We start from the raw sequence: 25714 nt of genomic DNA, 5'->3' as shown, positions 1-25714 counted from the left end.
TGCGATGACGGACGCGCAGACGACCACGACCGGTGCCACGCCTGGTGCCACGGCCGGTACAGCGACCGGTGTCACGGCCGGTACCGACTGGGCGGCCTGGCAGCGGAGCTGGGACCGGCAGCAGGAGTGGTACATGCCCGACCGTGAGGAGCGGTTCCGGGTGATGCTCGACATGGTCGAGGCGCTGGCCGGGCCCGCCCCGCGCGTCCTCGACCTCGCCTGCGGGACCGGGACCGTCACCGCCCGGCTGCTCGCCCGTCTCCCCGGCGCCACCAGCACGGGCGTCGATCTCGACCCGGCCCTCCTCACCATCGCCGAGGGCACCTTCGCGGGCGACGACCGCGTCACCTTCGTGACGGCCGACCTCAAGGACCCGGACTGGCCTGCCCTGCTGCCGTACGACACGTACGACGCCGTCCTGACCGCCACGGCCCTGCACTGGCTGCACAGCGAACCCCTCGCGGCCCTCTACGGTCGGGTCGCGGAACTCGTGCGCGACGGTGGTGTCTTCATGAACGCGGACCACATGATCGACGAGACGACGCCCCGGATCAACGCGGCGGAGCGGGCGCAGCGCCACACCCGCATGGATCAGGCCAGGGCCGGCGCCGCCGGCGGGGTCCTCGACTGGGCCGAGTGGTGGCAGCTCGCCGCCGAGGACCCCGTCCTCGCCGGGCCGACCGCCCGCCGTTTCGAGATCTACGGCGAGCACGCCGACGGCGACATGCCCTCCGCCGCCTGGCACGCGCGCGTACTGCTGGAGCAGGGCTTCGGCGAGGCCAGGGCGGTGTGGTGCTCGCCGTCGGACACGTTGGTGCTGGCGCTGAAGTGAGCCGGAGCTGACGCGAGCGTCCCCGGGAGCGGTGGCCGGGCGAAGGGGCGGGCGGTACGGCGAGAGAAGCGGGCGGTACGGCGAGAAGCGGTACGGGAAGGTGCGGTACGGCGAGAAGCGGTACGGCGAAGGGGCGGTACGGGAGATCCGTACCGCCCCTTCGCCGTCGTACGCGCTACAGCACCTTGGACAGGAACGCCTGCGTCCGTTCGTGCTGCGGGTCGGTCAGGACGTCGCGCGGGTTGCCGGACTCGACGACCACACCGCCGTCCATGAAGACCAGGCTGTCGCCGACCTCGCGGGCGAAGCCCATCTCGTGGGTGACGACGATCATCGTCATGCCGGACTCGGCCAGGTCGCGCATGACGTCCAGGACGTCACCGACCAGCTCCGGGTCGAGGGCCGAGGTCGGCTCGTCGAACAGCATCAGCTTCGGGTCCATGGCCAGGGCCCGGGCGATGGCGACCCGCTGCTGCTGACCGCCGGAGAGCTGCGAGGGGTAGCTCCGCGCCTTGTCGGCGAGGCCGACGCGGTCCAGGAGCTGGGCCGCGCGCTCCCTGGCCTGGGCCCGGCTCGCACCCTTGACCTGGACCGGGGCCTCGACAATGTTCTCCAGCGCCGTCATGTGCGGGAACAGGTTGAACCGCTGGAACACCATGCCGATGTCCCGGCGCTTCAGCGCGACCTCGCTGTCCTTGAGCTCGTACAGCTTGTCGCCCTTCTGGCGGTAGCCGACCAGCTCACCGTCGACGTACAGCCGTCCGGCGTTGATCTTCTCAAGGTGGTTGATGCACCTGAGGAACGTGCTCTTGCCGGAGCCGGAGGGGCCGATGAGGCAGAACACCTCGCCGTTCTTGACCTCCAGGTCGATGCCCTTCAGGACCTCGACCGCGCCGAAGGACTTGTGCACGCCCTCGGCCTTCACCATCGCGGTCATGACGCACTCCTTTCGCGGCCGATCGAGAGCAGGTTCGTCCGGATCTTCTGGAAGACCGTGGGCGGGAGGCTGCGGCTCGAACCGCGGGCGTAGTAGCGCTCCAGGTAGTACTGGAAGACGCTGAAGACGCTGGTCATGACCAGGTACCAGATGGAGGCGACGAACAGCAGCTCCATCACGGCGAACGACGAGGAGCCGATCACCGAGGTCGAGCGGAGCAGTTCGTTGTACGTCACCACGTACACCAGCGACGAGGTCTTCAGCATGTTGATGAACTCGTTGCCGGTCGGCGGCACGATCACCCGCATCGCCTGCGGGATGACGATCCGGCGCAGCGTCTTGGCGTGGCTCATGCCGAGCGCGTGGGACGCCTCCGTCTGCCCCTCGTCCACGGCCAGCAGGCCGGCCCGGCAGATCTCGGCCATGTACGCGGCCTCGTTCAGACCGAGTCCGAGCAGGGCGCACATGAACGGCGTCATGACGTCCGTCATCTCGTCCTTGTAGATCGGACCGAGGTTCAGGACGGGGAAGATCAGCGCCAGGTTGAACCACATCAGCAGCTGCACGTACACCGGGGTGCCGCGGAAGAACCAGATGTACAGCCAGGCGACCGTGCTGGTCACCGGGTTCTTCGACAGGCGCATCACGGCCAGCAGCACGCCGAGGACCACGCCCAGCACCATGGACAGGACGCTGATCAGCAGCGTGCGCCCGGCGCCCGCGATGACCGTCGAGTTGAACAGCTGGTCGCCGACCGTGTTCCACTGGATGTCGCCGTTCGCGAAGGCGTTGACCAGCAGCGCCAGGAGCGCGATGACGATCACGGCGCTGATCCAGCGGCCGTAGTGGCGCACCGGGATCGCCTTGATGGCCTCCGGCGGGCCGGAGAACGCCGACTCCTCGGCGACCGGCGGGGTGTCCTCGGGCGGTGCGCCGCCCGCGGAGGACTTGTCGAGCTTGTCAGTCATGGGGACTGCCCTTCGAAGACTGCAAAAGGTGCGGGTGGATCACTTGCCGCCGTTGACCGCGGAGGCCTTGATCGCGCCGCTCTCGGCGCCCCACTTCTCCAGCACCTTCTGGTACGAGCCGTCCTTGATGATCGCGTCGACGGCCTCCTTGAGGGCGTCGCGCAGCTGCGTGTTCTTCTTGTTCACGACGATGCCGAACGGAGCGGCCTCGTACTGCTTGTCGAGAACCTCGAAGGTGTTGCCGTTGCCCGCCTTGCGGGCCATGTCCACGGCCACCGGGTAGTCGTTGACGCCGGCCACGGCGCCGCCGGACTTCACGCGGGTCTGGGCCTCGGTGTCGTTCTCGAAGGACTCGATCTTGAGGGCCTTCTTGCCGGCGCCCGTGCACGTCTTGGACTGCGCCTGGAGGGCCTCTTCGTAAGTGGTGCCCCGCTGCACCGCGACCGTCTGACCACAGAGGTCGTCGATGGTCTTGACGCCCTTGGGGTTGCCCTTCTGGACGTAGATGGCCGTGCCGGCGGTGAAGTAGTCGACGAAGTCGACGCCCGTGCCGAGCTTCTTGCCGCTGTCGTCCAGGCCCTCCTGGCGCTGCTTGGTGTCCGTGATCGACGACATGGCGACGTCGTAGCGGCCGGTGTTGACCGCGGTGATCAGGGTGTCGAAGCCGCCCGAGGTGAACTGGAAGTCGACGCCGAGCTCCTTGCCGAGCGCGGTGGCGATGTCGGGGTCGACGCCCACGATCTTGCCGCCCTCGACGGACTCCATCGGCGCGTACTCGGCGTTGGTGCCGACCTTGATGACACCCGCCTTCTGGATGTCGGCCGGAAGCTTCGAGAAGAGGGGAGCCTTGTCGGCGCCGCTCGACGACTCGGAGGAGCTGCCGCCGCTGTCGGTCTGGTCGCCGCAGGCGGTGAGCAGCAAGGCGCCCGCGACCGCGAGGGATCCGACCGCTGCCAGGCGGGTGCGCGCGGCGGTCGTGCGTCGGGTGGAGCTTGCGGTCATGGTGGATTCCTCCGGCGGATGGATGGAGATGCCGATGGGTCGGCACGTGCCGACGGGTCGGCACATGTCGATGGGTCGACGAGAACACACACCTTCGGGTGTCGCGACCCCGTGTGATTACGGCATCTTGCCATTCGGACTGCGCCATTCAGGGGGCCAGTCATGTCAAAATCGGATAACGGGCGACCCCCGAACCCCATCAGTCCGGTACATCACGGCCGGACGGAGCCGGACCATCTGCGGGAATCCCCCGTTCCGGCCGAAAGATCTTCGGTTTGATCTCTTGATGTGGTCGCCCGGAGTGCGCCGCGGTCGTCGACCGTGTCGGCCTGAGTCCATGTCAAGGGTTTCCGGGAACCGGACGGAGCCCTCGCGCATGAGTCATGTCACTCAGGGTGGCGTCTGTTCAAGGTCCACAGCGTGAGGCGTGTGACCTTGCACGGAATGGACTCGTCGGCTGTGGTCTCCGTCCGGTAAGAAGGATTTTTACACCCCTCATCCGGGGCTCAGGGCGCGTGTGCGGCGCGCCCGACGCGCAGGCGCCCGTACGCATCACCTCTGGGGCCAGCGCGATGCCCGCCCACTTCTCAATCAGGAGTGGCCACCCTCAAACCATGCAGACCTAAGGGGTACAACACAGTGGCAGCGGAGATCGTCAATCCTCGCAGCGAGAGCGCCGACCAGACGGGCCAGGAGGGCGGTGCGGAGCCCCTCGACTCGTTCGACCCGGTGTTCGCGCTGCACCGCGGCGGAAAGATGGCCGTGCAGGCCACCGTCCCGATTCGCGACAAGGACGACCTGTCCCTCGCTTACACCCCCGGCGTCGCGCGCGTTTGCACCGCGATCGCGGAACAGCCGGACCTGGTGAACGACTACACCTGGAAGTCGTCCGTCGTCGCCGTCGTGACCGACGGCACGGCCGTCCTCGGGCTCGGGGACATCGGCCCCGAGGCCTCCCTTCCGGTCATGGAAGGCAAGGCGATCCTGTTCAAGCAGTTCGGCGGGGTGGACGCGGTTCCGATCGCGCTCGCCTGCACGGACGTGGACGAGATCATCGAGACGGTGGTGCGCCTCGCGCCCTCGTTCGGCGGAGTGAACCTCGAGGACATCTCGGCGCCGCGGTGCTTCGAGATCGAGCGCAGGCTCCAGGACGCGCTCGACATCCCGGTCTTCCACGACGACCAGCACGGCACGGCGATCGTGACGCTGGCGGCACTGCGCAACGCCGCGCGGCTCAGCGGGCGGGGCATCGGTGAGCTGCGGGCCGTCATCTCGGGCGCCGGCGCGGCCGGTGTCGCCATCGCCAAGATGCTGGTGGAGGCCGGCATCGGGGACGTGGCTGTCACCGACCGCAAGGGCATCGTCTCGGCGGACCGCGGGGACCTGACCGACGTCAAGCGGGAGGTGGCCGGGTTCACCAACAAGGCCGGGCTGACCGGGTCGCTGGAGAACGCGCTGGCCGGAGCCGACGTCTTCATCGGTGTCTCCGGCGGGACGGTCCCGGAGGAGGCGGTGGCCTCGATGGCGAAGGGCGCGTTCGTCTTCGCGATGGCCAACCCCACGCCCGAGGTGCACCCGGACGTCGCCCACAAGTACGCGGCCGTCGTCGCCACCGGGCGGTCGGACTTCCCGAACCAGATCAACAACGTGCTGGCGTTCCCCGGGATCTTCGCGGGTGCGCTGCAGGTGCGGGCGTCCCGGATCACCGAGGGCATGAAGATCGCGGCGGCCGAGGCGCTGGCGGGGGTCGTCGGTGAGGATCTCGCGGCGGATTACGTGATTCCGTCGCCGTTCGACGAGAGGGTTGCTCCTGCGGTGACCGCGGCGGTTGCGGCGGCTGCTCGTGCCGAAGGGGTTGCTCGTCGCTGACGCGTGAGTGGATGGTCCCGCCTGTTGTGGCGGGGCCATCTTTTTTTACCCACCCACCCGCCCGTTCGGGTGATGACGAGGCGCCGCCCACGGGGGCTGCCGCCCCCGGACCCCCGCTTCGGCCCTGAACGGGCCTCGTCCTCAAACGCCGGACGGGCTGAATTACCTGGCCGGTGCTCGATTGGCGCGGTCGGACGGGCTGAATTACCTGAACGGGCCTCGTCCTCGAACGCCGGACGGGCTGAATTACCTGAACGGTGCTCGATTGGTGCGGTCGGGTGGGTTGGATCGTCTGGCCGGTGCTCGATTGGTGCCGTCGTGCGGGCTGGAACCGGCTGACTGGTGCGCCGGTCGGCGCGGGCGGGCGGACTGGAGTGTCCTGGCCGGTGTCTGAGCGGGGCCGTCGGGTGGGGCGGAATGTGCAAGAGGGTATGTGTCACAGTGCCGTCCGGTTTCGCTTGCCGGGCTCGGACCCTAGGGTCGGATTCATGTTCGCCGTCTATGCCGCCCGAATCGACCGCGACCAGCCGCTTTCCGGCCTGGAGTTGGGGGAGCGCCCGACCCCCGAGGCCCGGCCCGGCTGGAGCACCGTCCATGTCAGGGCAGCCTCCCTCAACCATCACGATCTCTGGTCGCTTCGGGGCGTCGGTCTCCCGGAGGGCCGGCTGCCGATGATCCTCGGCTGCGACGCCGCCGGGGTCGACGAGGACGGCAACGAGGTCGTCCTGCACTCCGTCATCGGTCAGACCGGGCACGGGGTCGGGCCCGACGAGCCTCGTTCCATCCTCACCGAGCGGTACCAGGGCACCTTCGCCGAGCAGGTCGCCGTGCCGACCTGGAACATCCTGCCCAAGCCCAGGGAGCTCTCCTTCGAGGAGGCCGCCTGCCTGCCCACGGCCTGGCTGACGGCGTACCGCATGCTCTTCACCAACGCCGGGGTACGGCCCGGTGACTCCGTCCTCGTGCAGGGCGCCGGCGGTGGTGTCGCCACGGCGGCCATCGTGCTGGGCAAGGCGGCCGGGCTGCGGGTCTTCGCCACCAGCAGGGACGAGGCCAAGCGGAAGCGGGCCCTGGAACTCGGCGCCGTCGAGGCGGTGGAGCCCGGTGCGCGGCTGCCGCAGCGGGTGGACGCCGTCATCGAGACCGTCGGCGCGGCCACCTGGTCGCACTCGGTGAAGTCCCTGCGGCCCGGCGGCACGCTCGTCATCTCCGGTGCCACCAGCGGTGACCGGCCCTCGCACGCCGAGCTGACCCGGATCTTCTTCCTGGAACTGAAGGTCGTCGGTTCCACCATGGGTACCAAGGACGAACTGGAGGACCTGCTCTCCTTCTGTGCCGCCACCGGTGTCCGCCCCGTCATCGACGAGGTGCTGCCGCTCGACCGGGCCCGCGAGGGCTTCGAACGGCTCGCGTCCGGCGACCAGTTCGGCAAGATCGTGCTCACCAACAGCTGAGTCGTCGGCCGAGTCAGCGGTTGCGTCGGCGGTTCCGTCGTGGGCTGAGCCGGCGGTTGCGTCGTCGGCCGAGTCGGGGGCTGCGCTGTTGTGTTTTCGGGCGGGTCCGGGTTTCCGGGCCCGCCTTTCTCTTGGCGTTCTTGTCAACTGTGGTTGACGTAATCCGCTTGTCAACGTAAGTTGACATCATGACCGAAGCAACGGATCTCGCCGAGCGCGCCGGTGACCGCGATCCACGGGTCGGACTGCGCGCCGTCGCCGCACTTCGCCGACTGCTGGAGCAGTTGGAGGCGGTGCAGGTGCGCAGTGCGCGCAACCAGGGCTGGTCGTGGCAGGAGATCGCCGCGGAGCTCGGAGTCAGCAGGCAGGCCGTGCACAAGAAGTACGGGAGGCATTGATGTTCGAGCGGTTCACGAAGGACGCCCGTGTGGTGGTCGAGGGCGCGGTGGGGTACGCCGAGCGGGAGGGTGCGACACGGGTCGAGGAGACGCATGTACTGCTGTCCCTGCTCGACCGCGAGGGCAGCCGCGGTTCGTTCGCGCTGGCCTCGCTCGGTCTGCCGCCCGGTGGGCGGGCGGGGCTGGTGCGGGACCTGGACGAGACGCGCCGCCGTGGCGGACTCTCCCGGGCCGACGCGGACGCCCTGTCCGGGCTGGGCATCGACCTGTCGGAGATCGTGTCCAGGGTCGAGGAGACGCACGGCGAAGGAGCGCTGGCCGCAGCCGGCCGGGGCGGCCTCCTCGGCGGACGGTCCGGGCGGCGGCCGTTCAGCCGCGGTGCCAAGGATCTGCTCACGGGCACCCTGCGTGTCGCCGTCGCCCACGGCGAACGCCACATCGGCGACGAGCACCTGCTGCTCGCCCTGACGACCCGCCGTGGCGTCCCGTCGGAGATCCTCGCCGACCACGGCGTCACGCACGCGTCCCTGACCCGGGTGCTGTACGGCGACCAGGGCCGGGGAGGTGAGCCCGGGGCAGGGGCCGAGGCCAAGGCCGGCTGAGGCCACCCGACCCCGTCGATCCGGAGCGTCAGGCCTTGGGGGCTCGCAGTATCACTCCGATGTGAGCCGCCGCCGTGGACAGGTGACGGCGCGCCTCGCGGAGTTGGTCCGCCGTGACGCCGTGGTCGCGGGCCGCGTCGCGGATGTCGTCCCGGAAGCGGTCGAGGAGGCGGTCCAGGTCGCGGGTCGGGTCGCCGCCGGTGTCCTCGTGGGCCCAGACCGGTTCGTACTCGGCGGGGAAGTCCTCGGGGGTGCCGGAGTAGTCCGGCGTGTGGGAGGAGCGGTCCGGGGTGCGGGAGGAGTCCGGTGTGTCGGAGTGGTCCGGGGTGCGTGGGTGTTCGGAACCCGCGGTCGTCGCCGGTCCCGTTGTGCCGGTGCGGCCGAAGCCGAAGTCCTTGCCGTACTCCCTTCCGAAGTCCTTGCCGAACTCCCCGAACTCCTTGGCGAGTTCCGTCAAACCCTCCCGGACGCCGGTCGGCCAGTCGCCCCGGGCGAAGTGGTCCTGGACCTGTTCCTGGACCCGGCGTGCGATGCGCTGCACCTCTTCCTGGGCCTGGTTGCGGGCCCGCTCCTGTGCCTCCTTGGCCTGGCGGCGGGCCCGCTGCGCCTCGTCGCGGGCGCGGCGGCTCTCGTCCTTGGCCCGGCGCGCCTGTTCCTTCCACTCCTGCTTGACGCGGCGCATCTCCTCCTTGGCGGCGTGCCACGACTCCTTGTCGCCGTACTCCCCGTACTCCCCTTGTTCTCCGTGCTCCCCGTGCTCGACGTGCTCGCCGGGCGCGCTGTGCTTCGCGGATACCCGCCCCGCGCCCTGGCGGGCCTCGGTGGCCGCCGCCCGCATCTCGCGCCGCAGGTCGCCCGCGGCGCCGCGTACGTCGGCCCGGATCTCGGCGGCCAGTTCGGCGACCGACTCGCCGATCTCCAGTTCCAGATCGACCAGTTCTCCGCTGCGGTCCGCCAGTTCGGCCCGGCCCGCGTCGGTGATGGCGTACACCTTGCGGCCGCCCTCGGTGGTGTGGGTGACCAGGCCCTCGGCTTCCAGCTTGGCCAGCCGGGGGTAGACCGTGCCAGCCGACGGCGCGTAGAGCCCCTGGAAGCGTTCTTCGAGGAGGCGGATGACCTCGTAGCCGTGGCGCGGGGCCTCGTCCAGCAGCTTCAGCAGGTAGAGGCGGAGACGGCCGTGGGCGAAGACGGGAGGCATGTCAGAGCACCTTCTTGTCGGTCGTGCTGTCGGCCGGGTCGCCGGAGGAACTCTCGCCGCCCGGACCGGAATCGGCATTGTCCCCCGAGTCGGTCGGCGCCTTCGTCTCGCGCCTGTCGTCACTGTCGGCCCATGCGCTGTCCGTCGTGCCGTCCCGCCCGTCGTCCCCCGTGACGTCCCAGGTGTCGTCCGTCGGGGGCCTTCGCAGCAGGGCGATCGAGCCGGAGACCGTCGTCGCCTTCAGGGTGCCGCTGCCCGTGCCGAGCCGGCCGGTGATGCGCTTGGCGCCCCACTGGCCGCTGACCCGGAGGTCCTCGAAGGCGTTGGAGACCGAGCCGCTCGCGGTGTTCGCCTCCACCCGCGCGTCCGCCGGATGGGGGAGCCGGATGGCGATGTCGCCCGAGACGCAGGTCAGGTCGATGGTCGTGGGGCGGCTCGCCGGGTCGAGGTCGACGATCATCGACCCGCTCACGGAGTCGGCCTTCACGGAGGAGCCCGCCTCGACCACGGTCAGGTCGCCGGACACGGAGTTGAAGCGCAGGTCGCCGGTGAGGGCCTGGGCCTCCACGTTCCCGGAGACGGTGCTCGCGCGCACAGGGCCGGCGAGCCCCACCAGGGTCGTGTCCCCGTTGACCCCCTTCACCTCCGCGTGGCCGTCGATGCCGGAGACCACCGCTCCCGCGCTCACCACGCCCACCTCGACGCGGGTGCCGGCGGGCACCGCCAGCGAGACCACGGCACTGCGCCGCCACCCCTTGCGGTCGAGCCACTTGAGGAAGCCCTTCCAGGGCAGGTCCTCGTACGCCACCGTCAGGATTCCGTCGCGATGGCTCACCACCAGGGGAGGTCCCTCGATCTGCGAGACCTCCAGACGGGCGGAGCCCTCGTCCGTGCCCACGACGTTCACCGTGCCGTCGACGATGCGCACGTGCAGTTCGCTCACGGGATCGTCGAAAGAGAGCTTCCTCGGCTCGGCGACGGACCATTCGGACATGGCGCGGACCTCCTCCACGACGGCGGGCAGGACACGCCATATCGCGTCTCCCGTCAAACACGATATATCGCGGACGGGGAAAGTCAAGACACCCGTTCCGGTGCTCGCGCTCACCTCCGCGCACGCGAAAGGGGCGCCCACGGGGCGCCCCTCCACGCGAACCGCCGCAAGCGGCCGGCTCCTGATTGCCTACGGTTTGCTGCCTACGGTTCGCCTACTCTTCGTCCTCGTCGTCCAGCCGCGCCAGCCATGTCGCCAGCCGCTCCACCGGCACCTCGAAGTCCGGGTTCAGGTCGACGAACGTCCGCAGCTGCTCGGCGAGCCACTCGAAGGTGACCTCCTCCGCGCCGCGCCGCTTCTCGAGTTCCTCGATTCCGCGATCGGTGAAGTACATGGATCGTGCTCCGTGGGTCTGTCGCAGGGATAGGGGTCCCCCCTCGGGGGAAGGACCCTTGTTCCTGCGAGGGGAGGAAGAGATCCGCTCTCCTGTGGGGAGGGGACAGGAAAAGGATAGGCGCAGGGGGACGGCGTCCCACGGGCCGCCGGGACACTCGCACGGCCGGAACGCCGCGGCCGGAACGCGCACCGCAGTGAGCCGGTCCGGGGGGACCGGGGAGAACGGGGGAGTGCCATGAGTGGTGACGACGTGACGCGGGTTGCGCGCATCGCGCTGCCGGACGGAACGCCCGTCTGGGCCCGCATCTCGGGGGCGGGGGAACTGTCCGCGCCGTCCGGGCGGCTGTCCTACAGCGACACCGGGTTCGCCGAGCGGGTGGAGGCGAGCGTGGAGAGCCTGCACGCGCTCGTCACAGGGGTCGCGCGGTCGCTGGCGGAACCGCTGCGCGCGGTGCGGCCCGACGAGGTGAGCGTCGAGTTCGGCATCGAGCTGACCGCCAAGGCCGGGAAGGTCGTGGGCCTGCTCGCCGACGGAGAGGCCAAGGCCGGCATCACGGTCACCCTCACCTGGAACGGCGGACCGCCGGACCTCGACACACCCCCCGACACAGACACACCCCCTCATGCGCCCCCTGACGCGCCCCCGCCTCCCGCGACGGACCCACGCGCGCGTGGCGGCCCTGCATCTGGGCCCGACGCACACGCGCGTGGTGGATCGTCGTCGCCGGGCCGGCCGGCTCCCGCTCCCGCTGCCCCGCCGGCCTCCCGCGCGCGTGGCGGCTCATCGTCCGACGAGGACGGGGTCCGGCGCGCGGGCGCGTCCCCCGGCGCGTCGATGCACGGGGGCGCCGACGGCAGCGCGGGCGGGGGCGTGGCATGACGGGCGGGCACGCCCCGGGCGCATCGAACGCCTTCGATGCGGCCCGTCGTGCGCTGCGTGGACTCGTCGTGGCGGCGACCGTGCGCATTCATCGCCCGGTCGTCGGGTATGCCCTGGAGGAGCCCGGTACGTTCCTCGGGAGCGGCTTCTTCGTCGCCCCGAACTGGGTTCTGACCTGCGCACATGTGGCCTGCGGCGGGGAGGGGGGCGAGGTCGCGGTGGTGTACGAGACGGCACCGGGGCGAGGCACGTCCACCGCCCCCGGCCGGGTGGTGGCGACGCTGCCGGACCGGTCCGACCGGTCCGACCGCGCGGAGCGGGCACTGCCCGCCGGCAACTGGCCCGCCCCGGACCTCGCCCTGATCCAGCTCACCGAACCCGTCGACGACCACGAGTGCGTGTATGTCTCCGAGCGCCCGGCGGCGTACTACGGCGAGGGACGGGTGCTGTACGCCGGATGGACGGAGAACGAGGGCCGCTTACAGATCCTGGACGGCACGCTCACGGTGCAGGGCACCATCGGCGGCTGGTCGTCGGACGTGCAGATGCGGCTCGGCGACAACGACCTGCCGTACGGCGTCTCGGGCGGCCCGGTGATCGACCCCGTGCGCGGCGAGGTGATCGGGGTGCTGAAGGCGCGCTCGGACCACCGGCCCGGCGGCACGTCGACCGGGATCGAGCAGCTGCGTACCCTGCGGGTCCCCGCGGAGGCGGTGCCGGCCGAGCACAGCGACCTCTACCAGGCGGTCTTCCACGGTCACGACCGCTACCACCGCGACCGGCAGCGCCACCCGGCGTCCCGGCGCCAGACCTGGACCGACGTACAGGGCCGGCTGGGCGCGCGCCCGGGCCGCACCCTCAGCCCGGACGAGCGGATCCAGCTGCTGGGCCGACTGGCCGAGCTCCCGCCGCCCGAGAGCACCCGCGGACTGCTGGACATCCTCGACTCCCTGCCGGACTTCCAGACCCTCAGCCCGCTGCCCGCGCCGCGCGGCTGGCGCGACGGCCTCGGAGCGCTCTACGAGAGCGCGAGTGACGACGGGGCGCTGGAGCTCGTCCTCGACTACGCGATGCGGGCGATGTCCGCTCCGCGTCCGTTCGTCGTACCCAGCACCCCGGACGCCGAGAAGGCTCTCTGGGTCTGGGTGTGGCAGGCCGCGCAGCGGCTGAGCGCCCGCTACCGGAACGGTCTCGCCGCGCAGCGGATCGAGCGGCTGCGCCGACGGGACGAGGCGGAGCTCGACGCCCCCGACACGGTCTCCGGCGGCGCCCACCCGACGGACGGTCCCGGTAGGCGCAGGCCGCGCCGGCGCGGCGGACCCCACGCACGCGCGCGTACCGGTGCCGTCGGCAGTGCGGCGCGTCCCTCCGCCCTGCTCGAACTGGTGCTGCGCGGCTGGGAGCCGGACCGCTGCGACTGGTCGGTCTCGGTGGCCGCGCCCGGCGGGGACGTGGTCCGCCTGCACGAGGCCGAGCGCACGCCGCTGGCCGATCTGCCCGCGCACCTCGCCGGCCCGCTCGGGGAGGCCTTCCGCCACTGCGACGAGCCGGGCAGGCCCGCGCTCCTTCAGGTGGCGCTGCCCCACGCGCTGCTCGGCCTGGAGGTCGACGACTGGCGACTCCCTCCCGACGAGGAGCCGTTGGGCGCCCTGCGTCCGGTCGTCGTGCGCTGCGCCGACCGTGACCGGCTGCCCGACGAGGCGTACGGCGCGTATGACGCGTACGCCGGGGACCGCTTCGGCCCCGACGACGGTGCGGGCGGGGGAAGGCGGAACCGCCAGGCTGAAGGGGCCGACGGGGCCGACGGGGCTGAAGCGGCCGACGCTTACGCCGTGGACGACCACGATGACGAGTACGACCCGGACGACGACCCGCACGACGACGTGGGCGAAATGGACGACCTGGACGACCTGGACGACCTGGACGACGTGGACGACCTGGACGACGTGGACGACCTGGACGACGTGGACGGGGAGCGTCGGGCCCGCTGGCGCTGGCTGCACGCGCACCGGGCCAGGGCCGAAGTCCTGGACTGCGACGAGGGGTTCGGCAAACCGGTACCGACCGTGGAGCAGCTGCGGGCCCTGTCGCACGGCACCGTCCCGGTGCTCTGCCGTCACGGCGACCTCCGCTGCGAGGACGACGCGGAGGCGCTCGCCCGGATCGTGCTCGGCGGCTACGGCGTGGCCCTGTGGCGCCGACGGCGCGGCCGGGCCGACGCCGTCTGCGGGGAGTTCCACCGCGGCATGATCGACGGGATCGCCGACCCACCCAGCGCGCGGTACCTGCCGGAGGCGGTGCACGATCTCCGGATGCGGCTGCGCGCTGGCCGTACGGAGTCGTTCTGGGCCGACGGTGTGGCCCTGTTGTACGACGACCCCCACCAGCCCCTCCCCGGAACCGGTGACCTGCTGGAGGCCCCTTGAACCCACCCGCCCGCGGGGCCTGTAGGCCTCTTACCAGGCACCCCCAGGATGGATAACGTGATGCACGTTCGGACGGCCGCGGCCGCGGCGGTGGACGAGTGACGAGGACCGGATCATGACCGAATCCAGTGAGTGGCTCATCTACCGAGGCGCCGGCGAACCGCACGACGGGATCGAGCGGCTGCCCGATCCGCCCCCCTGGCGGGACTTCACCAGCAGGGACGCGGCGGGCTCCGGTGACGGGTCCGAGGACCGCAGGCTCGGCGCGCACCGGCACCTGGCGGAGCTGCACCGGCCGGGCGCCGAGGAGCTGGAGATGATCAACGCGGCGCTCTATCTGCGCCGCCCCCTGCTCGTCACGGGCAGCCCCGGCGCGGGCAAGAGCACGCTCGCCCACTCGGTGGCGTACGAACTCGGCCTCGGCAACGTGCTGCGCTGGTCGATAGTCAGCCGTTCCGCGCTCCAGGACGGGCTCTACCACTACGACGCGATCGCCCGGCTCCAGGACGTGCAGATCGCCGCGCAGGGCGGGTTCGGGTCGGCGGCCGGCTCGCCGGGCGCGGTCGAGGGCATCGGCAGCTACATCCGGCTGGGGCCGCTCGGCACCGCGCTGCTGCCCTCCGACACCCCGCGCGTGCTGCTCATCGACGAGCTGGACAAGAGCGACATCGACCTGCCCAACGACCTGCTGAACGTGCTGGAGGAGGGCGAGTTCGCGATCCCCGAGCTGGCGCGCATCGCCGACCGGCTGCCGGACGGCGAGGCGGAGGTGCTGACCGCCGACGGCGTGAAGGTCCGGGTGCGGGACGGCCGGGTGCGCTGCCGTGCCTTCCCGTTCGTCGTGCTCACGAGCAACGGGGAGCGCGATTTCCCGGCCCCGCTGATGCGCCGGTGCCTCCATCTGGAGCTGGGGCGCCCGGACCACAACCGGCTCGCCACCTTCGTACGCGCGCATCTCGGTGACGAGGCGGCACGCGCGGGGGACGACCTGATCACGCGGTTTCTGGAGCGCTCGCGCAGTGAACTGCTCGCGGCGGACCAGCTGTTGAACGCGATCTACCTCACCGACGCGGCCGCGCCGCCCAGCCGTGACCGCCTGGCCGACCTGCTCATCCAGCGACTCGACCGCCCGAGGTGAGGGCCTGATGCCCGACGCAGCGGCCCGCCACGGCCCCGTACCGCCGGACGGCCGCCATCCCGATGCCCCGGGCCCGGTCCCGGCCGGCGGCCCGCGTACCGACGCCCGGGACGCCCCGGGCGGCGTCCCGTCCGCCGGCCCGCTTGCCGATGCCCCGGACACCCCGGGCACTTCCGGTGCCGGACCGGCCGGAGGGCGTGGTTCCGGGGGGCCGGGTGATCCCGGTGTGCCCGGCGAGGGTGCGGGGGCCGGGCGGCGCGATGGGGATCCGCTCGCCGAGCTCGTCGTGCGGCTGCGTGCGGTCGGGCTCGATCCGGACGTACCGCAGTTGTGCGACGCGATCTGGCTGGCGCGGTGGACCCGGCCGGTGGAGGACCCGGAGCCGGAGGGTCCGTCCGCCCGGACCGGCGGCCGCCCCGCGCCCCGGCCCGACGGTTCGCAGGGGCGGGGTGCGGGCGGGCGGGCGGAGGGTGCGCGGACCGAGCGGTCGGAGCGGCCGCCGCGGGACGTGGGGGCCGACGGGCGGGTGAGCCTGTACCCGGTGCCGCGGGACGGAGCGCCGCAGGCCCGTGGGGCGGGACGGGCCGCCGCGCTGCCGGTCGGCGTACCCGCTGCCCCCGTCCTGCCTGCCCCGCTCGAACTCCAGCGCGCGTTACGGCGGTTGCAGCGCTACCGGAGCCCGGCGCCGCCCCTGCGTCTGCGGCTCGACGAGACGGCGACGGCGGAACGCAGCGCACGGGCGGGCGGCCTGATCCTGCCCGTCCACCGGCCCGTCACCCGGGGCGACGCCCGGCTGCAACTGGTCCTGGACGCCTCGTCCTCGATGCGCGTGTGGGACCGGCTGTTCATCGAACTCCAGCAGGTTTTCGGCCAGTTGGGTGCCTTCTCCGACATCCAGGTCAGTCATCTGCACCAGGGTCCCGACGGTGAGCCGGCCGTCAGCCGCAGCCCCGACGCCTACGCGGCGCCGCTGCACTCCGCGGACCGGCTGAGCGACCCCACCGGCCGCCGGATCGTCCTGTTCGTCAGCGACTGCGCGGGCCCCCTGTGGCACAGCGGCCACGCCCACCGGCTGCTGCACCAGCTCTCCCGGCAGGGCCCGGTCGCCGTGCTCCAGCCGCTGCCGCAACGTCTGTGGAACCGCACCGGGCTCCCCGTGCTGTTCTGCCGGTTGACCCGCGGCGAGACACTGGGCGGAGCCGCCGCACTGCGCGTCCGCACCCCGGCGGGCGTCCCGGCGGAGGCTCGTCGCGGAGCGGTGCCGGTGCCGGTGCTGCCACCCGAGCCGGTCGCCCTCGGCGCCTGGGCCCGGCTGTTGTCGGGGGCCGGCGCCGGACCCGTTCCGGGGGCCGTGGGCTGGGTGCGCGCGGACCAGCCGCCCGCGCCGACGGCACGCCCGGACCGGCGGCGCACGCCGTTCGAACGGGTCAGCAGGTTCAGCTCCAGCGCCTCCCCGGCCGCCGGACGGCTCGCCGTCTATCTGGCCGCCGCGCCTCTGTGCCTGCCGGTGATGCAGCTCGTCCAGCGCACGATGCTGCCCGACTCGGGTCCGGCCGAACTCGCCGAGGTGCTGGTCGGCGGCCTGGTCACACGCGCGTCGGAGGAGTACTCCGACGGCGGCGTCCAGTGGTACCGCATCGAGCCGGACGTCCGTGAGGCCCTGCTGTCCCGGCTGGGCCGCGACGAGGCCATGCTGGTGCTCAAGCACTGCTCGGAGTACATCGAGCAGCGCTTCGGCAAGGGCGGCCCCAACTTCCCGGCCCTCGCCCTCGCCCAGCTCGGCGACGGCGGCACGGGCCGGCCGTACGCGCCCACGACCCAGCGCACGGGCCGCGAGGACCACGGCGATCACGGCGATCACGGCGATCACGGCGATCACGGCGATCACGGCGATCACGGCGATCACGGCGATCACGGGGACCACAGCGACAACGGGGACAACCGGGACAATGGCGGCAACGGTGAGGAGGCCCCCGTGCCGCAGCCCTTCGCGGAGGTCGCGGCCCGCGTGCTACGGCGGTTCATGCCGCTGCCCGAGCAGTTCGAGAGCCACGACGGCCGGACCGGCCAGGGGCACACGGGGGACCGGCCGCCGCACCAGGCGGTCCGCAGGGCCCGCGCGCTGATCGAACGCTTCGACAGCGAGGGCATGATCCAGGACGTCATCGACGCGGTGCAGTTGCTGCGCGGCGCCACCGAGCGCGAGCGGGCGGGCGCCGACCCCGAGCTGTGGGCCGAGTACGCGGCCTGCACCCTGCGCCTGTGGGAGGTGCAGGGCGGCGACGACCTGCTCCAGGAGGCCGAGGCGGCCGCGGAACGGGCGACCGCGCATCCACGCAGGCTGCACGAACGTGCCGTGCTGGCCCGGGTGCTGCACGCGGCCGCGACCGACCGCAGGCGGCGCGGTGACCGCACCGGCGCCCTGGACCTGCTGCGCCGAGCCGACCGGGAGTACGCCGTCGCCTGCGCGGCGCCCGGGCTCGACGAGAACCAGGCGCTGAAACTCACCCTGGAACGGGTGCGTGCCCTGGACGCGCAGTGGCGGCTCGGCGGGGACAGCGCGCTGCTCCAGGGCGCCGTCGGCATGCTGGAGGCCTTCGCCGACGTCTGGCCGGACCGGCGCCTGCGCCCGCCGGAACTCCCCCTGGAACACGGCCGGATCCTGCTGCGCCTCTCCGGCGCCACCACCGACCCCGTCCAGGCCCGCCTCTACGCCGAGCAGGGCGCGCAGTCGCTGCGCAACGCCCTGGACACCGGCGCGGAGCCGTACACCGCCGAGTCGGCACGCGCGCGTGTGCGCATCCTGCTCGACCTGGTCGACGCGCTGCTCCAGGCGGGCGGCCCGCTGGACGACGCCCAGGCCCGGGTCGACGAGGCCCTCGCCCTGGTGCGCGAACAGGGCCGGCGGGCGGCCTTGCTGGCCCGGGCCGGCCGGATCGCCGTGGCCCGTTACGCCGAGTCCGGCGAACCGGCGGAACTGGAAACCGCCGCGGAGCGCTTCGAGCAGGCCGCCCAGCGCATGTCCCGCGACGCGCCCGCGCACGCCGACATCCTCGCCGAGTGGGGCGAGGCCCTGCTGCGGCTGGCCGGGCTCCACTCCGGGGCGCGGGCCCAGGACGCGCTGTCCCGGGCGATCCGGGTCCTGCGGGACTGCCGGATGGAGACCCCGGCGGGCAGCCGTCAGGTCGCCCACCGGCTGCTGCTGCTCGGCCGCGCGCTGATGCTGCGCTACCGGGCCCGCGGGGACCGGGTCGACCTGCGCGAGGCCGAGCACCTCTTCGGCCTCGCGGCGGCCGACGCGGGGGATCCGCTGCTGGCCGCGCGCTGCCGCCTGGATCTCGGCCAGGTCCAGTTCGAGGCGTACCGCAGCCTGCGCCGCCCGGCCCGCCTCGACCTCGCCGTCGACGCCTTCCGGGACGCGGCGGAGGCCGCCCGGGAGGCGGAGGGGGTGGCCGAAACCGGCCGTCGGCGCCATGAGGCCGTCGAGTTGTGCGCGCAGGCGCATCACTGGCGGGGTATGTCCTATGAGGCGGCCGCCCGGCCGCGTGCCGCCCGCGAGGCCTACCGCCTGGCCCGCGCGGAGTGGTCGAGGCTGCCGGACGACCACCTTGGCACGGGCGAGCCGACGGCGGAGCAGACCGCGCGGCGGCTGGCCGAACTGGACCGTGCGAAGTGAGCGTCGCCGAGTCGGGAGGGGTGGGCATGGACACACAGGACGGGTACGCGGGGGTGAGTGTGGCGCCCGAGGCCACCGGTGCGGGGGATCCGCTGCCGGATCTGCTGTCGCTCGGTCTCACGGAGCTGGGGACGATCAGCCATCCCGTGTTGCGGGAGCTGGTGGAGGAACTGCGGGAGCGCGCGGGGCAGACCAGCGAGCCGCTGTGGGGGTTCGCCTCGGCACTCTGAGGACGCCGCTGCTCCGGAGGGCACGACTGTTACGAGGGCACCACCGCTCCGGGACGCCACCGTTCCGTGGGCACCGCTGGTCCTAGACGCCACCGTTCCGTGGGCACCGCTGGTCCTAGACGCCACCGTTCCGAGGGCACCCCTGGTCCTAGACGCCACTGCTCCGAGGGCACCACCGCTCCGAGGACGCCACTGCCGCCTCCCCCGCACCCAGCCCCGCGTCCCCGATCGTTCGGCGTCGATTGCGGCTTCTTCTGTGCAGGACTCGGACAAGTTCGGGCGGGTGGGGTTTGTGACCCGTGCACGCCCGGGAATGCGCCCCCGTGCGGCTCGTGGGCCCAGGCATGGGGGTGCTGAAGTGTCTCGACAGGCCTTCCGCCAGTTCATCGTGAAGACGCACGGCCGCTGCAACCTCGCCTGCACCTACTGCTACCTCTACGAGGGCCCCGACTCCACCTGGCGTTCGCGCCCCGCGGCGGCCCCCGACGAGGTCCTCGACCGCACCGCCAGCCGGATCGCGGAGCATGCCGGCGCCCATGCCCTCACTGACGTCTCCCTCGTCCTGCACGGCGGCGAACCCCTGCTGGCCGGCGCCGACAAGCTGGCCCGCTTCACCGCCCTGGTCCGCGACCGTACGCCGGCCGGCTGCACGGTCCACGCCACCGTCCAGACCAACGCCACCCTCCTCACCGCGCGGCGGATCGCGGTCCTGGCCGAGGCCGGCATCCGGATCGGCGTCAGCCTCGACGGCGGCCTCGCCGCGCACAACGCGCGCCGCGTCGACCACGCGGGCCGCCCCTCCTGGCCCGCCGCCGCGCGCGGGGCCCTGCTGGTCGCCGAGCACGCGCCGCAGGCCTACGCCGGCATCCTCACCGTCGTCGACGTCACGCTGGACCCGGTGGAGACGTACGAGTCCCTCCTCACCCTGCGGCCGCCCGGTCTTGACCTCCTGCTGCCGCACGGCAACTGGTCCGCCCCGCCGGCCCACTGGGTGGGCGGTCGCCACGGGGAGTGGCTGTGCGCCGTCTTCGACCGCTGGTGGCGGGCCGGGCGGCGGGAGACCCGGGTCCGCCTCTTCGAGGAGTGCATAGCGCTGCTGCTGGGGCTGCCCTCGGCCACCGAGGCCCTCGGCCTCGCGCCGTTCGACGCGGTCGTCGTGGAAACCGACGGCTCGATCGAACAGGTCGACTCCCTGAAGTCCGCGTACGACGGCGCCGCGCGGACCGGCCTGGACGTCTTCCGGCACGCCTTCGACGAGGCGCTGCGGCATCCCGCGGTGGCGGCCCGGCAGGCCGGTGCCGGGGCCCTCGCGGACCAGTGCCGGGCCTGCCCTCTGCTGACCGTCTGCGGAGGCGGCCACTACGCCCATCGCTACCGGGCGGGGCACGGCTTCCGCAACCCGTCCGTGTACTGCGCTGACCTGCAGCGCTTCATCCGCCACGTCGCGGGCCGCCTCGCCGCGGACCCGGCCTCCGTCCCGTCCGTCCCGGCCTCCGTCCCGTCCGTCCCGGCCTCCGTCCCGTCCGTCCCGGCCTCCGTCCCGTCCGTCCGGGAAGGAGGCCTGCCGTGATCCGCCCGGGGGTCTCCGACCGGGCCCTCGTGGAACTCGGCCGTACCGAGGGAACCCGCGAGACACTGGCCCTGCTGGTGCGGGACCAGGACACCCGGCGGCTGCTCCTGCTGCGCGCCGTGCTCGACGCGGCCGAGGCGGCGGACCCCGCGCTGTGCTCCCCGGCGCAGAAGGCCCGGCTGCGCGCGGACTGGGCGCTGCTCGCCGAGGCCGACCGCCCGCGGCCGCCCGGCACCGCGCACCGCCGGGCCGCCGTCCCGCCCGACCCCCGGGGAACGCCGCACTCCCCTCCCGGCGCACCCCACCCCGCACCGGGCACGGCCCACCCGCGGTCCCCGACGACGTACCTCCCGCCGGGCACCGCCCACCCGTCGTCGGCCGCACCGCCGTTCCCGCCGGGCACGGTTCACCCGTCTGCGTCGGCGTCATATCCTCCGCCGGATACCTTCCAGCGGTCGTCGGAGGCACCGCGTTTCCCGCCCGATGCCCCTCACCCGTCCTCGGCCGCAGCGCACTTACCTCCGGGGGCCGTCCACCCGTCCTCGGCCGCAGCGCACTTACCTCCGGAGGCCGTCCACCCGTCGTCGGTCGCGTCGCACGGCGGGTCCGGTGCCGTGCTCTCGCCCGCCCGCGCCCGTCTCTTCCACCCGTTGACCGGGCCCTGGGCCCTGAGCTGTCTGCACGGACTCGACGACCGGGGCGGCCCGCCGGACGAGCACCGGACCCGTCGGCTCCGGCAGGACCTCGCGCACTTCAGCGCCATCGCCGCCGTCGCGGCGGCCCGCGCCGGTATCGCGTTCACCGTCCGGCTGACCGCCCACGCCGGCGTGCTCACCCTGCCCTCCCTCGGCTCGCTGCGCACGGCCGCCTCGGGAGACGTCCCCGTCGACGTCAGCCACCGGGAAGGCCGCCTGACGGTGCGACAGCCCGACGCGCCCGACGTCGTCGTACATCTGGAGAGCGCGATCGGGGCCTGGTCCGGCGCCCTGGCCTGGACCCCCGTGCACGCCCTGCCCGGTCTGACCTCGTCCACCGGACCCATGTCCCTGGACGACGTGGATCCCTACCGGGCCGCGCCCGGTCCCCGGCACCGGACGCTCGGCGGACCCGCCACCCTCGACGACGGGGACTGCAAACGCTGGCTCCAGGCCTGGGCGGGCACCGAGGCCGCGCTGCGTACCGGCGGCGCGCACCGGGTGAGCGAGGCGGTGGCGCTGCTGCGCTGTCTGGTCCCGCTGGAGCGGCCGCCCGGCGCGGAGGGGCGGGACAGTTGCAGCGCGACCCGGCACGAGGCGTTCGGCGCCCTGCTCTCCAGCACCCCGCAGGACGCCCTCGCCCTGGCCGAGACCCTCGTCCACGAACTGCATCACGCCAAACTGGCGGCTCTCGGCGACCTGGTGAGGCTCCATCACGCCGACGCGCGACCGCGCTATTTCGCCCCCTGGAAGACGGACCCCCGGCCGTACGACGGTCTCCTCCAGGGGGTCTACTCGCACCTGGCCCTCGCGGACTACTACCAGCGCCGCGCGCTGCGCACCGCACCGCCCGACAGCGAGTACGCGTGGTCCCGGCACGCCCGCTACCGCGCCCAGGTCGGAGCGGCCCTGCCGGCCCTCGTCGGCTCGCCCGACCTGACCGTCCGGGGACGCCGGTTCGTCGACGAGATGGCCGCCACCTACGAACGCATGGCCGACCGTCCGGCGCCCCGGAACCACACCGCCCGGGCACAGGCGTACGTGAGGGCCGCCCGCGATCTGTGGACCCAACGTCACGCTCCCGCCTTGCCACGCCCGAAAGAATGAGGATGGCCTGCAACCGGCACCCCGGTGCGCGAAGATCAGCGAATCGAGGCGCGCGTCGATGAAGTCGGCGGGCTTACGCACGACGCGTCGAGGTCCTAGGATTTTGGTACTACGCGCTGGAGGCCGCTGCATGTCTGGAGCTCGTACGCCGGTGGGGGCGACCGGGAGAGGGGCCGCGAGGCAGACGGTCACGATCCATTTCGCGGGTTTCAACCGGGCCTGGGCGGCCTGGGTCGGAGACCGGCTCGAACGACGCGGCCTGCGGGTGGTGTACCTGCGCTGGGACTCCCCGGCGGACGTTCCCCTGGTCGACCTGCTGCGCGACCTGGAACTCGCCGAGGGCCGCATCCTCATCGTCGTCAGCGAGTGGTACTTCCAACTCGGCCCGCGCACGCAGGAGGAGTGGAACTCGGCGCTGCGCGAGGTCGTCGCCCCCGACGCGTCCCGGTTCGCCGCCGTCTCCGTCACCTCGGCGCCCGTGCCCTCGGCGACCGCGGTCCTCGCCCCGGTCAACCTGACCAACATGGGCGCCGAGGAGGCCGAGCGCCGGCTGCTCGACCGGCTGGACCTGCCGACCGACCCGCTGCCCGAGCCCGTCGACACCGCGCGCCGCGGGCCCCGGTTCCCGGCGGCGATGCCCGAGGTCTGGGGCCGGGTGCCCCGCCGCAACACCCGCTTCACCGGCCGCGAGTCGCTGCTCAACGAGGCCTATCACGTGCTGCGCAACGCGGAGCCCGGCGCGGGCGTGGTCACCTTCCACGGCATGTCCGGGGTGGGCAAGACCCAGCTGTCCGCCGAGTACGTCTACCGCTTCGGCTCCGAGTACGACGTCGTCTGGTGGGTCAACGCCGAGAAACGCGTGACCTACCGCCGGCTGCTGGCCGAACTCGCCCCGAAACTGGGACTCCAGACCGGTCAGGAGTACGGCGAACGGCTGCGCGCCGTCCGCGACTCGCTGCGCCGCGGCGAACCCTACGGCCGCTGGCTGCTGATCCTCGACGGCGCGGACGAACCCGACCAGATCTGGGACCTGGTGCCCACCGGCCCCGGCCACGTCATCATCACCTCCCGCAACCCGGAATGGACCGAGCACAACAGCAAGCTGCTGGAGGTGCCCGTCTACGCCCGCGACGAGTCGGTGGCGTTCATCCGGCGCCGCGCCCCGCGGCTGACGGAGGTGGAGGCCGACCAGCTCGCGGAGGCGCTGGAGGACCTGCCGCTGCTGCTGGACCAGACGGCGGGCTGGCTGAACGACTCCGACCTCTCGGTGCGCCAGTACATCGCCCTGCTCGACGGCGGCATCGACAGTGACGTGGTGAAGGTGTCGGCGGACTTCCCGCTCGCCTTCCAGACCGCGTGGTCGATACTGCTGAACAAACTCCGTGACACCGTCCCCGAGTCGGTCGACCTGCTGCGGCTGTGCACGTTCTTCGCACCGGGTTTCATCCCCGTCCGGCTGCTGCGCGAGATGTCCAGCGAAGCACTGCCCGAACAGCTCGCCGGACTGCTCAACGATCCGCTGCTGTGGAACAAGGCGATCAACCAGCTGCGCCAGTACTCGGTGGTCCGACTGGAGTCCCACGAAGCGCTCGGCGACGAGGCGGCCGCCTCCGGGGAGTCGCTGTACCTGCACCGCATGGTCCACCAGATCGTGCACAAGGACATGCCGGACGCGGACCGCAAGGAGTTCATCGACGTCGTCCGCCAGGCCCTCGCCGCGGCCGACCCGCGCCGGCCCACCGACCCCGACCTGTGGCCGGGATACGCCCAGATCGTGCCGCATCTGAAGTACGCGGACGTGCTCCAGACCCAGGACCCGGCCGTCCAGCGGCTGGTCTTCAACTGCCTGCGCTACATGTACTTCTCCGGCGAGTACAACGCCGGCATCAAGCTCGGCGAGCGGGCGATGGAGGCCTGGCGCGAGCTGCTCGGCCCCACCCACCCCAGGATCTGGGAGCTGAGCTACCACTACACCAACCTGCTGCGCGCCGTCGGCGACTACGCCGGGACCGAGGCCCTCAGCCGCGCCGCCTCCGAGCACCTGAAGGCGGAGCGCGGGCCCCAGGACCTGGAGCATCTGCGGGCCGCGGCCGGTCTCGCCGCCGACCTGCGCGGCCTCGGCCGCTACGACGAGGCACTGGAACTCTCCCAGTGGGTCCTGGTCGGATACCGCGACCTGCTGGGTGAGCAGGACTCGCGCAGCATCAACTCGCTGAACAACCTGGCTGTCTCGCTGCGGCTGCTCGGGCGCTACCAGGAAGCCCTGGACATCGACCGGCAGACCCTGGAGTCCCGGCGGGTGCTGCTGCGGGCCCGCCATCCGTGGACGCTCGGCTCCGAGATCTACTACGCCATCGACCTGCGGCTGCTCGGCCGCTACGCGGAGGCGGAGTCCATCCAGGCGAAGAACGTGCGGGAGAGCCGGCTCGTGATGGGCCGCGACAACCCCCAGACGCTCAGCGCCGAGCACAACCTCGCGCTGTGCCGGTACCGCCTGGGCGAGCGGGACCGGGGCCGCGACCGCGGCGCCGACTGGGAGGAGCCCGGGGAACTGCTCACCAGCGTGCTGGAGCGCGGCGAGCGGGTGCTGGGCGAGACGCACCCGCTGACCCTGATCTTCGCCACCGCCCAGAGCTGCTACGCCCGCGAGCACGGCGACATCGACCGGGCCCGCGAGCTCAGCGAGGCCGTCGCCGCGCGTTACGAGGTGATGCTCGGCGACGGGCACCCCTTCGTCTCGGGCGCCCGCGCCAACCAGGCACTGATCCTGCGCAACGTCGGGGAGCGGGAGGCCGGCCACGTCCTTCTGGAGCAGGCGCTCGCGGCGATGACCGAGGCGATGGGCGAGAACCATCCCTGGACGCTGGGCTGCGCCCTCAACGCGTCGGCCCTGCGCAACATCGTCGGTGACACCGAGAGCGCCGCCGACCTCAGCCGGGACACGGTGACCCGGGCCGTCGAGTCGCTCGGCCGGACCCACCCGCTGACGCTGTCCGCGCGGATCGCGCACGCTGCGGACCTGCGCGGGCTGCGGGACCGGCGGCAGGCGGAGAAGGTCGAGCAGGAGGCCCTCTCGGACCTCGACTCGACGCTCGGCAGCAAGCACCCGCACACCGTCTCGGCCCGCTCCCGCAACCGCCCCTACTGGGACTTCGAACCCCAGGTCATCTGACCGCTCACCGAGGCGGGCTGCCGACGCCCGCCCCGGACCGCCCCGCCCGCCCCGGACCGCCCCGCCCCGGACCGCCCGGCCCCGGACCGCACCGCCCCGGACCGCACCCGCTCTCTGAGACGCATATCACGCTGCCGACGAGCAGGGGGGTGTCGGTCTCGGTGGTGGGC

Annotated in this window: 19 protein-coding genes; 13 read left to right on the top strand and 6 right to left on the bottom strand. The window is 72.5% G+C overall.

Features of this window, described 5'->3' with window-relative positions:
- The first annotated feature begins 4 nt into the window (after positions 1-4).
- On the top strand, positions 5-832 hold the full coding sequence (locus ACFWBB_RS34010; protein ID WP_385280343.1) for a class I SAM-dependent methyltransferase: 828 nt from the start codon (positions 5-7) through the stop codon (positions 830-832).
- A gap of 175 nt (positions 833-1007) precedes the next feature.
- Here the strand turns inward: ACFWBB_RS34010 and ACFWBB_RS34005 are convergent, their stop codons facing one another.
- Genes ACFWBB_RS34005 through ACFWBB_RS33995 form a run of 3 tightly spaced genes read right to left on the bottom strand, consistent with a single transcriptional unit; the run spans position 1008 to position 3739 of the window.
- Positions 1008-1769 (bottom strand): amino acid ABC transporter ATP-binding protein, encoded by a 762-nt coding sequence (locus ACFWBB_RS34005; protein WP_385280341.1) that lies wholly within the window; start codon positions 1767-1769, stop codon positions 1008-1010.
- On the bottom strand, positions 1766-2737 hold the full coding sequence (locus ACFWBB_RS34000; protein ID WP_385280339.1) for an amino acid ABC transporter permease: 972 nt from the start codon (positions 2735-2737) through the stop codon (positions 1766-1768). Before ACFWBB_RS34000 ends, ACFWBB_RS34005 begins: the two co-directional genes overlap by 4 nt.
- 39 nt (positions 2738-2776) lie before the next feature.
- Positions 2777-3739 (bottom strand): ABC transporter substrate-binding protein, encoded by a 963-nt coding sequence (locus tag ACFWBB_RS33995; RefSeq protein ID WP_385280336.1) that lies wholly within the window; start codon positions 3737-3739, stop codon positions 2777-2779.
- Positions 3740-4378: 639 nt separating this feature from the next.
- Here ACFWBB_RS33995 and ACFWBB_RS33990 point away from each other — a divergent pair.
- The 4 genes from ACFWBB_RS33990 (at position 4379) to ACFWBB_RS33975 (ending at position 8062) form a co-directional block, all read left to right on the top strand.
- Positions 4379-5608 (top strand): NADP-dependent malic enzyme, encoded by a 1230-nt coding sequence (locus ACFWBB_RS33990; protein WP_385280335.1) that lies wholly within the window; start codon positions 4379-4381, stop codon positions 5606-5608.
- Between the two features lie 488 nt (positions 5609-6096).
- A complete protein-coding gene (locus ACFWBB_RS33985; protein ID WP_385280333.1) occupies positions 6097-7062 on the top strand; it encodes a zinc-binding dehydrogenase in 966 nt (321 codons plus the stop codon).
- Positions 7063-7250: 188 nt separating this feature from the next.
- Entirely contained in the window at positions 7251-7460 is a 210-nt protein-coding gene (locus ACFWBB_RS33980; RefSeq protein WP_016437953.1) for a helix-turn-helix domain-containing protein, read from the top strand.
- Positions 7460-8062: a Clp protease N-terminal domain-containing protein gene (locus ACFWBB_RS33975; RefSeq protein ID WP_385280330.1), complete on the top strand. Its 603-nt coding sequence runs from the start codon at positions 7460-7462 to the stop codon at positions 8060-8062. Before ACFWBB_RS33980 ends, ACFWBB_RS33975 begins: the two co-directional genes overlap by 1 nt.
- A gap of 28 nt (positions 8063-8090) precedes the next feature.
- Here the strand turns inward: ACFWBB_RS33975 and ACFWBB_RS33970 are convergent, their stop codons facing one another.
- The 3 genes from ACFWBB_RS33970 to ACFWBB_RS33960 all read right to left on the bottom strand — a co-directional run bounded on the left by ACFWBB_RS33970 (position 8091) and on the right by ACFWBB_RS33960 (position 10648).
- Positions 8091-9260 carry a helix-turn-helix transcriptional regulator gene (locus ACFWBB_RS33970; protein ID WP_385280328.1) on the bottom strand — a complete coding sequence of 390 codons (1170 nt, stop codon included), beginning with the start codon at positions 9258-9260 and terminating at the stop codon, positions 8091-8093.
- A 1-nt stretch (position 9261) separates the two neighbouring features.
- On the bottom strand, positions 9262-10254 hold the full coding sequence (locus ACFWBB_RS33965; protein WP_385280325.1) for a DUF4097 domain-containing protein: 993 nt from the start codon (positions 10252-10254) through the stop codon (positions 9262-9264).
- A gap of 214 nt (positions 10255-10468) precedes the next feature.
- Positions 10469-10648, bottom strand: coding sequence for a DUF6104 family protein (locus ACFWBB_RS33960; RefSeq protein WP_385280322.1), 180 nt, complete (start codon positions 10646-10648; stop codon positions 10469-10471).
- A gap of 237 nt (positions 10649-10885) precedes the next feature.
- Between ACFWBB_RS33960 and ACFWBB_RS33955 the strand changes: the two genes are divergently transcribed.
- From ACFWBB_RS33955 to fxsT, 8 genes are all read left to right on the top strand, one after another.
- Positions 10886-11530 carry a CU044_2847 family protein gene (locus tag ACFWBB_RS33955; RefSeq protein ID WP_385280320.1) on the top strand — a complete coding sequence of 215 codons (645 nt, stop codon included), beginning with the start codon at positions 10886-10888 and terminating at the stop codon, positions 11528-11530.
- On the top strand, positions 11527-13956 hold the full coding sequence (locus ACFWBB_RS33950) for a trypsin-like peptidase domain-containing protein (protein WP_385280317.1): 2430 nt from the start codon (positions 11527-11529) through the stop codon (positions 13954-13956). The genes ACFWBB_RS33955 and ACFWBB_RS33950 overlap by 4 nt, the downstream gene beginning before the upstream one ends.
- Positions 13957-14071: 115 nt before the next feature.
- Positions 14072-15094: an AAA family ATPase gene (locus tag ACFWBB_RS33945; protein WP_385280314.1), complete on the top strand. Its 1023-nt coding sequence runs from the start codon at positions 14072-14074 to the stop codon at positions 15092-15094.
- Between the two features lie 7 nt (positions 15095-15101).
- Complete coding sequence (locus ACFWBB_RS33940; RefSeq protein ID WP_385280311.1) at positions 15102-18770, top strand: SAV_2336 N-terminal domain-related protein; 3669 nt, start codon at positions 15102-15104, stop codon at positions 18768-18770.
- A 26-nt stretch (positions 18771-18796) separates the two neighbouring features.
- Positions 18797-19000, top strand: a complete 204-nt coding sequence (locus ACFWBB_RS33935; protein ID WP_385280308.1) for an FXSXX-COOH protein — start codon at positions 18797-18799, stop codon at positions 18998-19000.
- Positions 19001-19313: 313 nt separating this feature from the next.
- Positions 19314-20570 (top strand): FxsB family cyclophane-forming radical SAM/SPASM peptide maturase, encoded by a 1257-nt coding sequence (locus tag ACFWBB_RS33930; RefSeq protein ID WP_385280389.1) that lies wholly within the window; start codon positions 19314-19316, stop codon positions 20568-20570.
- A complete protein-coding gene (locus tag ACFWBB_RS33925; RefSeq protein WP_385280305.1) occupies positions 20567-22372 on the top strand; it encodes an aKG-HExxH-type peptide beta-hydroxylase in 1806 nt (601 codons plus the stop codon). Before ACFWBB_RS33930 ends, ACFWBB_RS33925 begins: the two co-directional genes overlap by 4 nt.
- A 130-nt stretch (positions 22373-22502) precedes the next feature.
- The gene (gene fxsT / locus ACFWBB_RS33920; RefSeq protein ID WP_385280302.1) at positions 22503-25544 is read left to right on the top strand and encodes an FxSxx-COOH system tetratricopeptide repeat protein; all 3042 of its coding nucleotides are present in this window, start codon (positions 22503-22505) and stop codon (positions 25542-25544) included.
- Positions 25545-25714: the final 170 nt, after the last annotated feature.

The sequence above is a fragment of the Streptomyces sp. NPDC060000 genome, assembly GCF_042737375.1.
Classification (GTDB): Bacteria; Actinomycetota; Actinomycetes; order Streptomycetales; family Streptomycetaceae; genus Streptomyces.
This window is presented reverse-complemented; position numbering and strand designations above follow the sequence as displayed.

Coding starts and splice junctions, on each gene's coding strand:
- ACFWBB_RS33940 (WP_385280311.1), top strand. CDS start 15,102: ATGCCCGACGCAGCGGCCCGCCACGGCCCCGTACCGCCGGACGGCCGC.
- ACFWBB_RS33950 (WP_385280317.1), top strand. CDS start 11,527: ATGACGGGCGGGCACGCCCCGGGCGCATCGAACGCCTTCGATGCGGCC.
- ACFWBB_RS33995 (WP_385280336.1), bottom strand. CDS start 3,739: ATGACCGCAAGCTCCACCCGACGCACGACCGCCGCGCGCACCCGCCTG.
- ACFWBB_RS33975 (WP_385280330.1), top strand. CDS start 7,460: ATGTTCGAGCGGTTCACGAAGGACGCCCGTGTGGTGGTCGAGGGCGCG.
- ACFWBB_RS34005 (WP_385280341.1), bottom strand. CDS start 1,769: ATGACCGCGATGGTGAAGGCCGAGGGCGTGCACAAGTCCTTCGGCGCG.
- ACFWBB_RS33960 (WP_385280322.1), bottom strand. CDS start 10,648: ATGTACTTCACCGATCGCGGAATCGAGGAACTCGAGAAGCGGCGCGGC.
- ACFWBB_RS33985 (WP_385280333.1), top strand. CDS start 6,097: ATGTTCGCCGTCTATGCCGCCCGAATCGACCGCGACCAGCCGCTTTCC.
- ACFWBB_RS33930 (WP_385280389.1), top strand. CDS start 19,314: ATGCGCCCCCGTGCGGCTCGTGGGCCCAGGCATGGGGGTGCTGAAGTG.
- ACFWBB_RS33945 (WP_385280314.1), top strand. CDS start 14,072: ATGACCGAATCCAGTGAGTGGCTCATCTACCGAGGCGCCGGCGAACCG.
- ACFWBB_RS33970 (WP_385280328.1), bottom strand. CDS start 9,260: ATGCCTCCCGTCTTCGCCCACGGCCGTCTCCGCCTCTACCTGCTGAAG.
- ACFWBB_RS33965 (WP_385280325.1), bottom strand. CDS start 10,254: ATGTCCGAATGGTCCGTCGCCGAGCCGAGGAAGCTCTCTTTCGACGAT.
- ACFWBB_RS33935 (WP_385280308.1), top strand. CDS start 18,797: ATGGACACACAGGACGGGTACGCGGGGGTGAGTGTGGCGCCCGAGGCC.
- ACFWBB_RS33980 (WP_016437953.1), top strand. CDS start 7,251: ATGACCGAAGCAACGGATCTCGCCGAGCGCGCCGGTGACCGCGATCCA.
- ACFWBB_RS34000 (WP_385280339.1), bottom strand. CDS start 2,737: ATGACTGACAAGCTCGACAAGTCCTCCGCGGGCGGCGCACCGCCCGAG.
- fxsT (WP_385280302.1), top strand. CDS start 22,503: ATGTCTGGAGCTCGTACGCCGGTGGGGGCGACCGGGAGAGGGGCCGCG.
- ACFWBB_RS33955 (WP_385280320.1), top strand. CDS start 10,886: ATGAGTGGTGACGACGTGACGCGGGTTGCGCGCATCGCGCTGCCGGAC.
- ACFWBB_RS34010 (WP_385280343.1), top strand. CDS start 5: ATGACGGACGCGCAGACGACCACGACCGGTGCCACGCCTGGTGCCACG.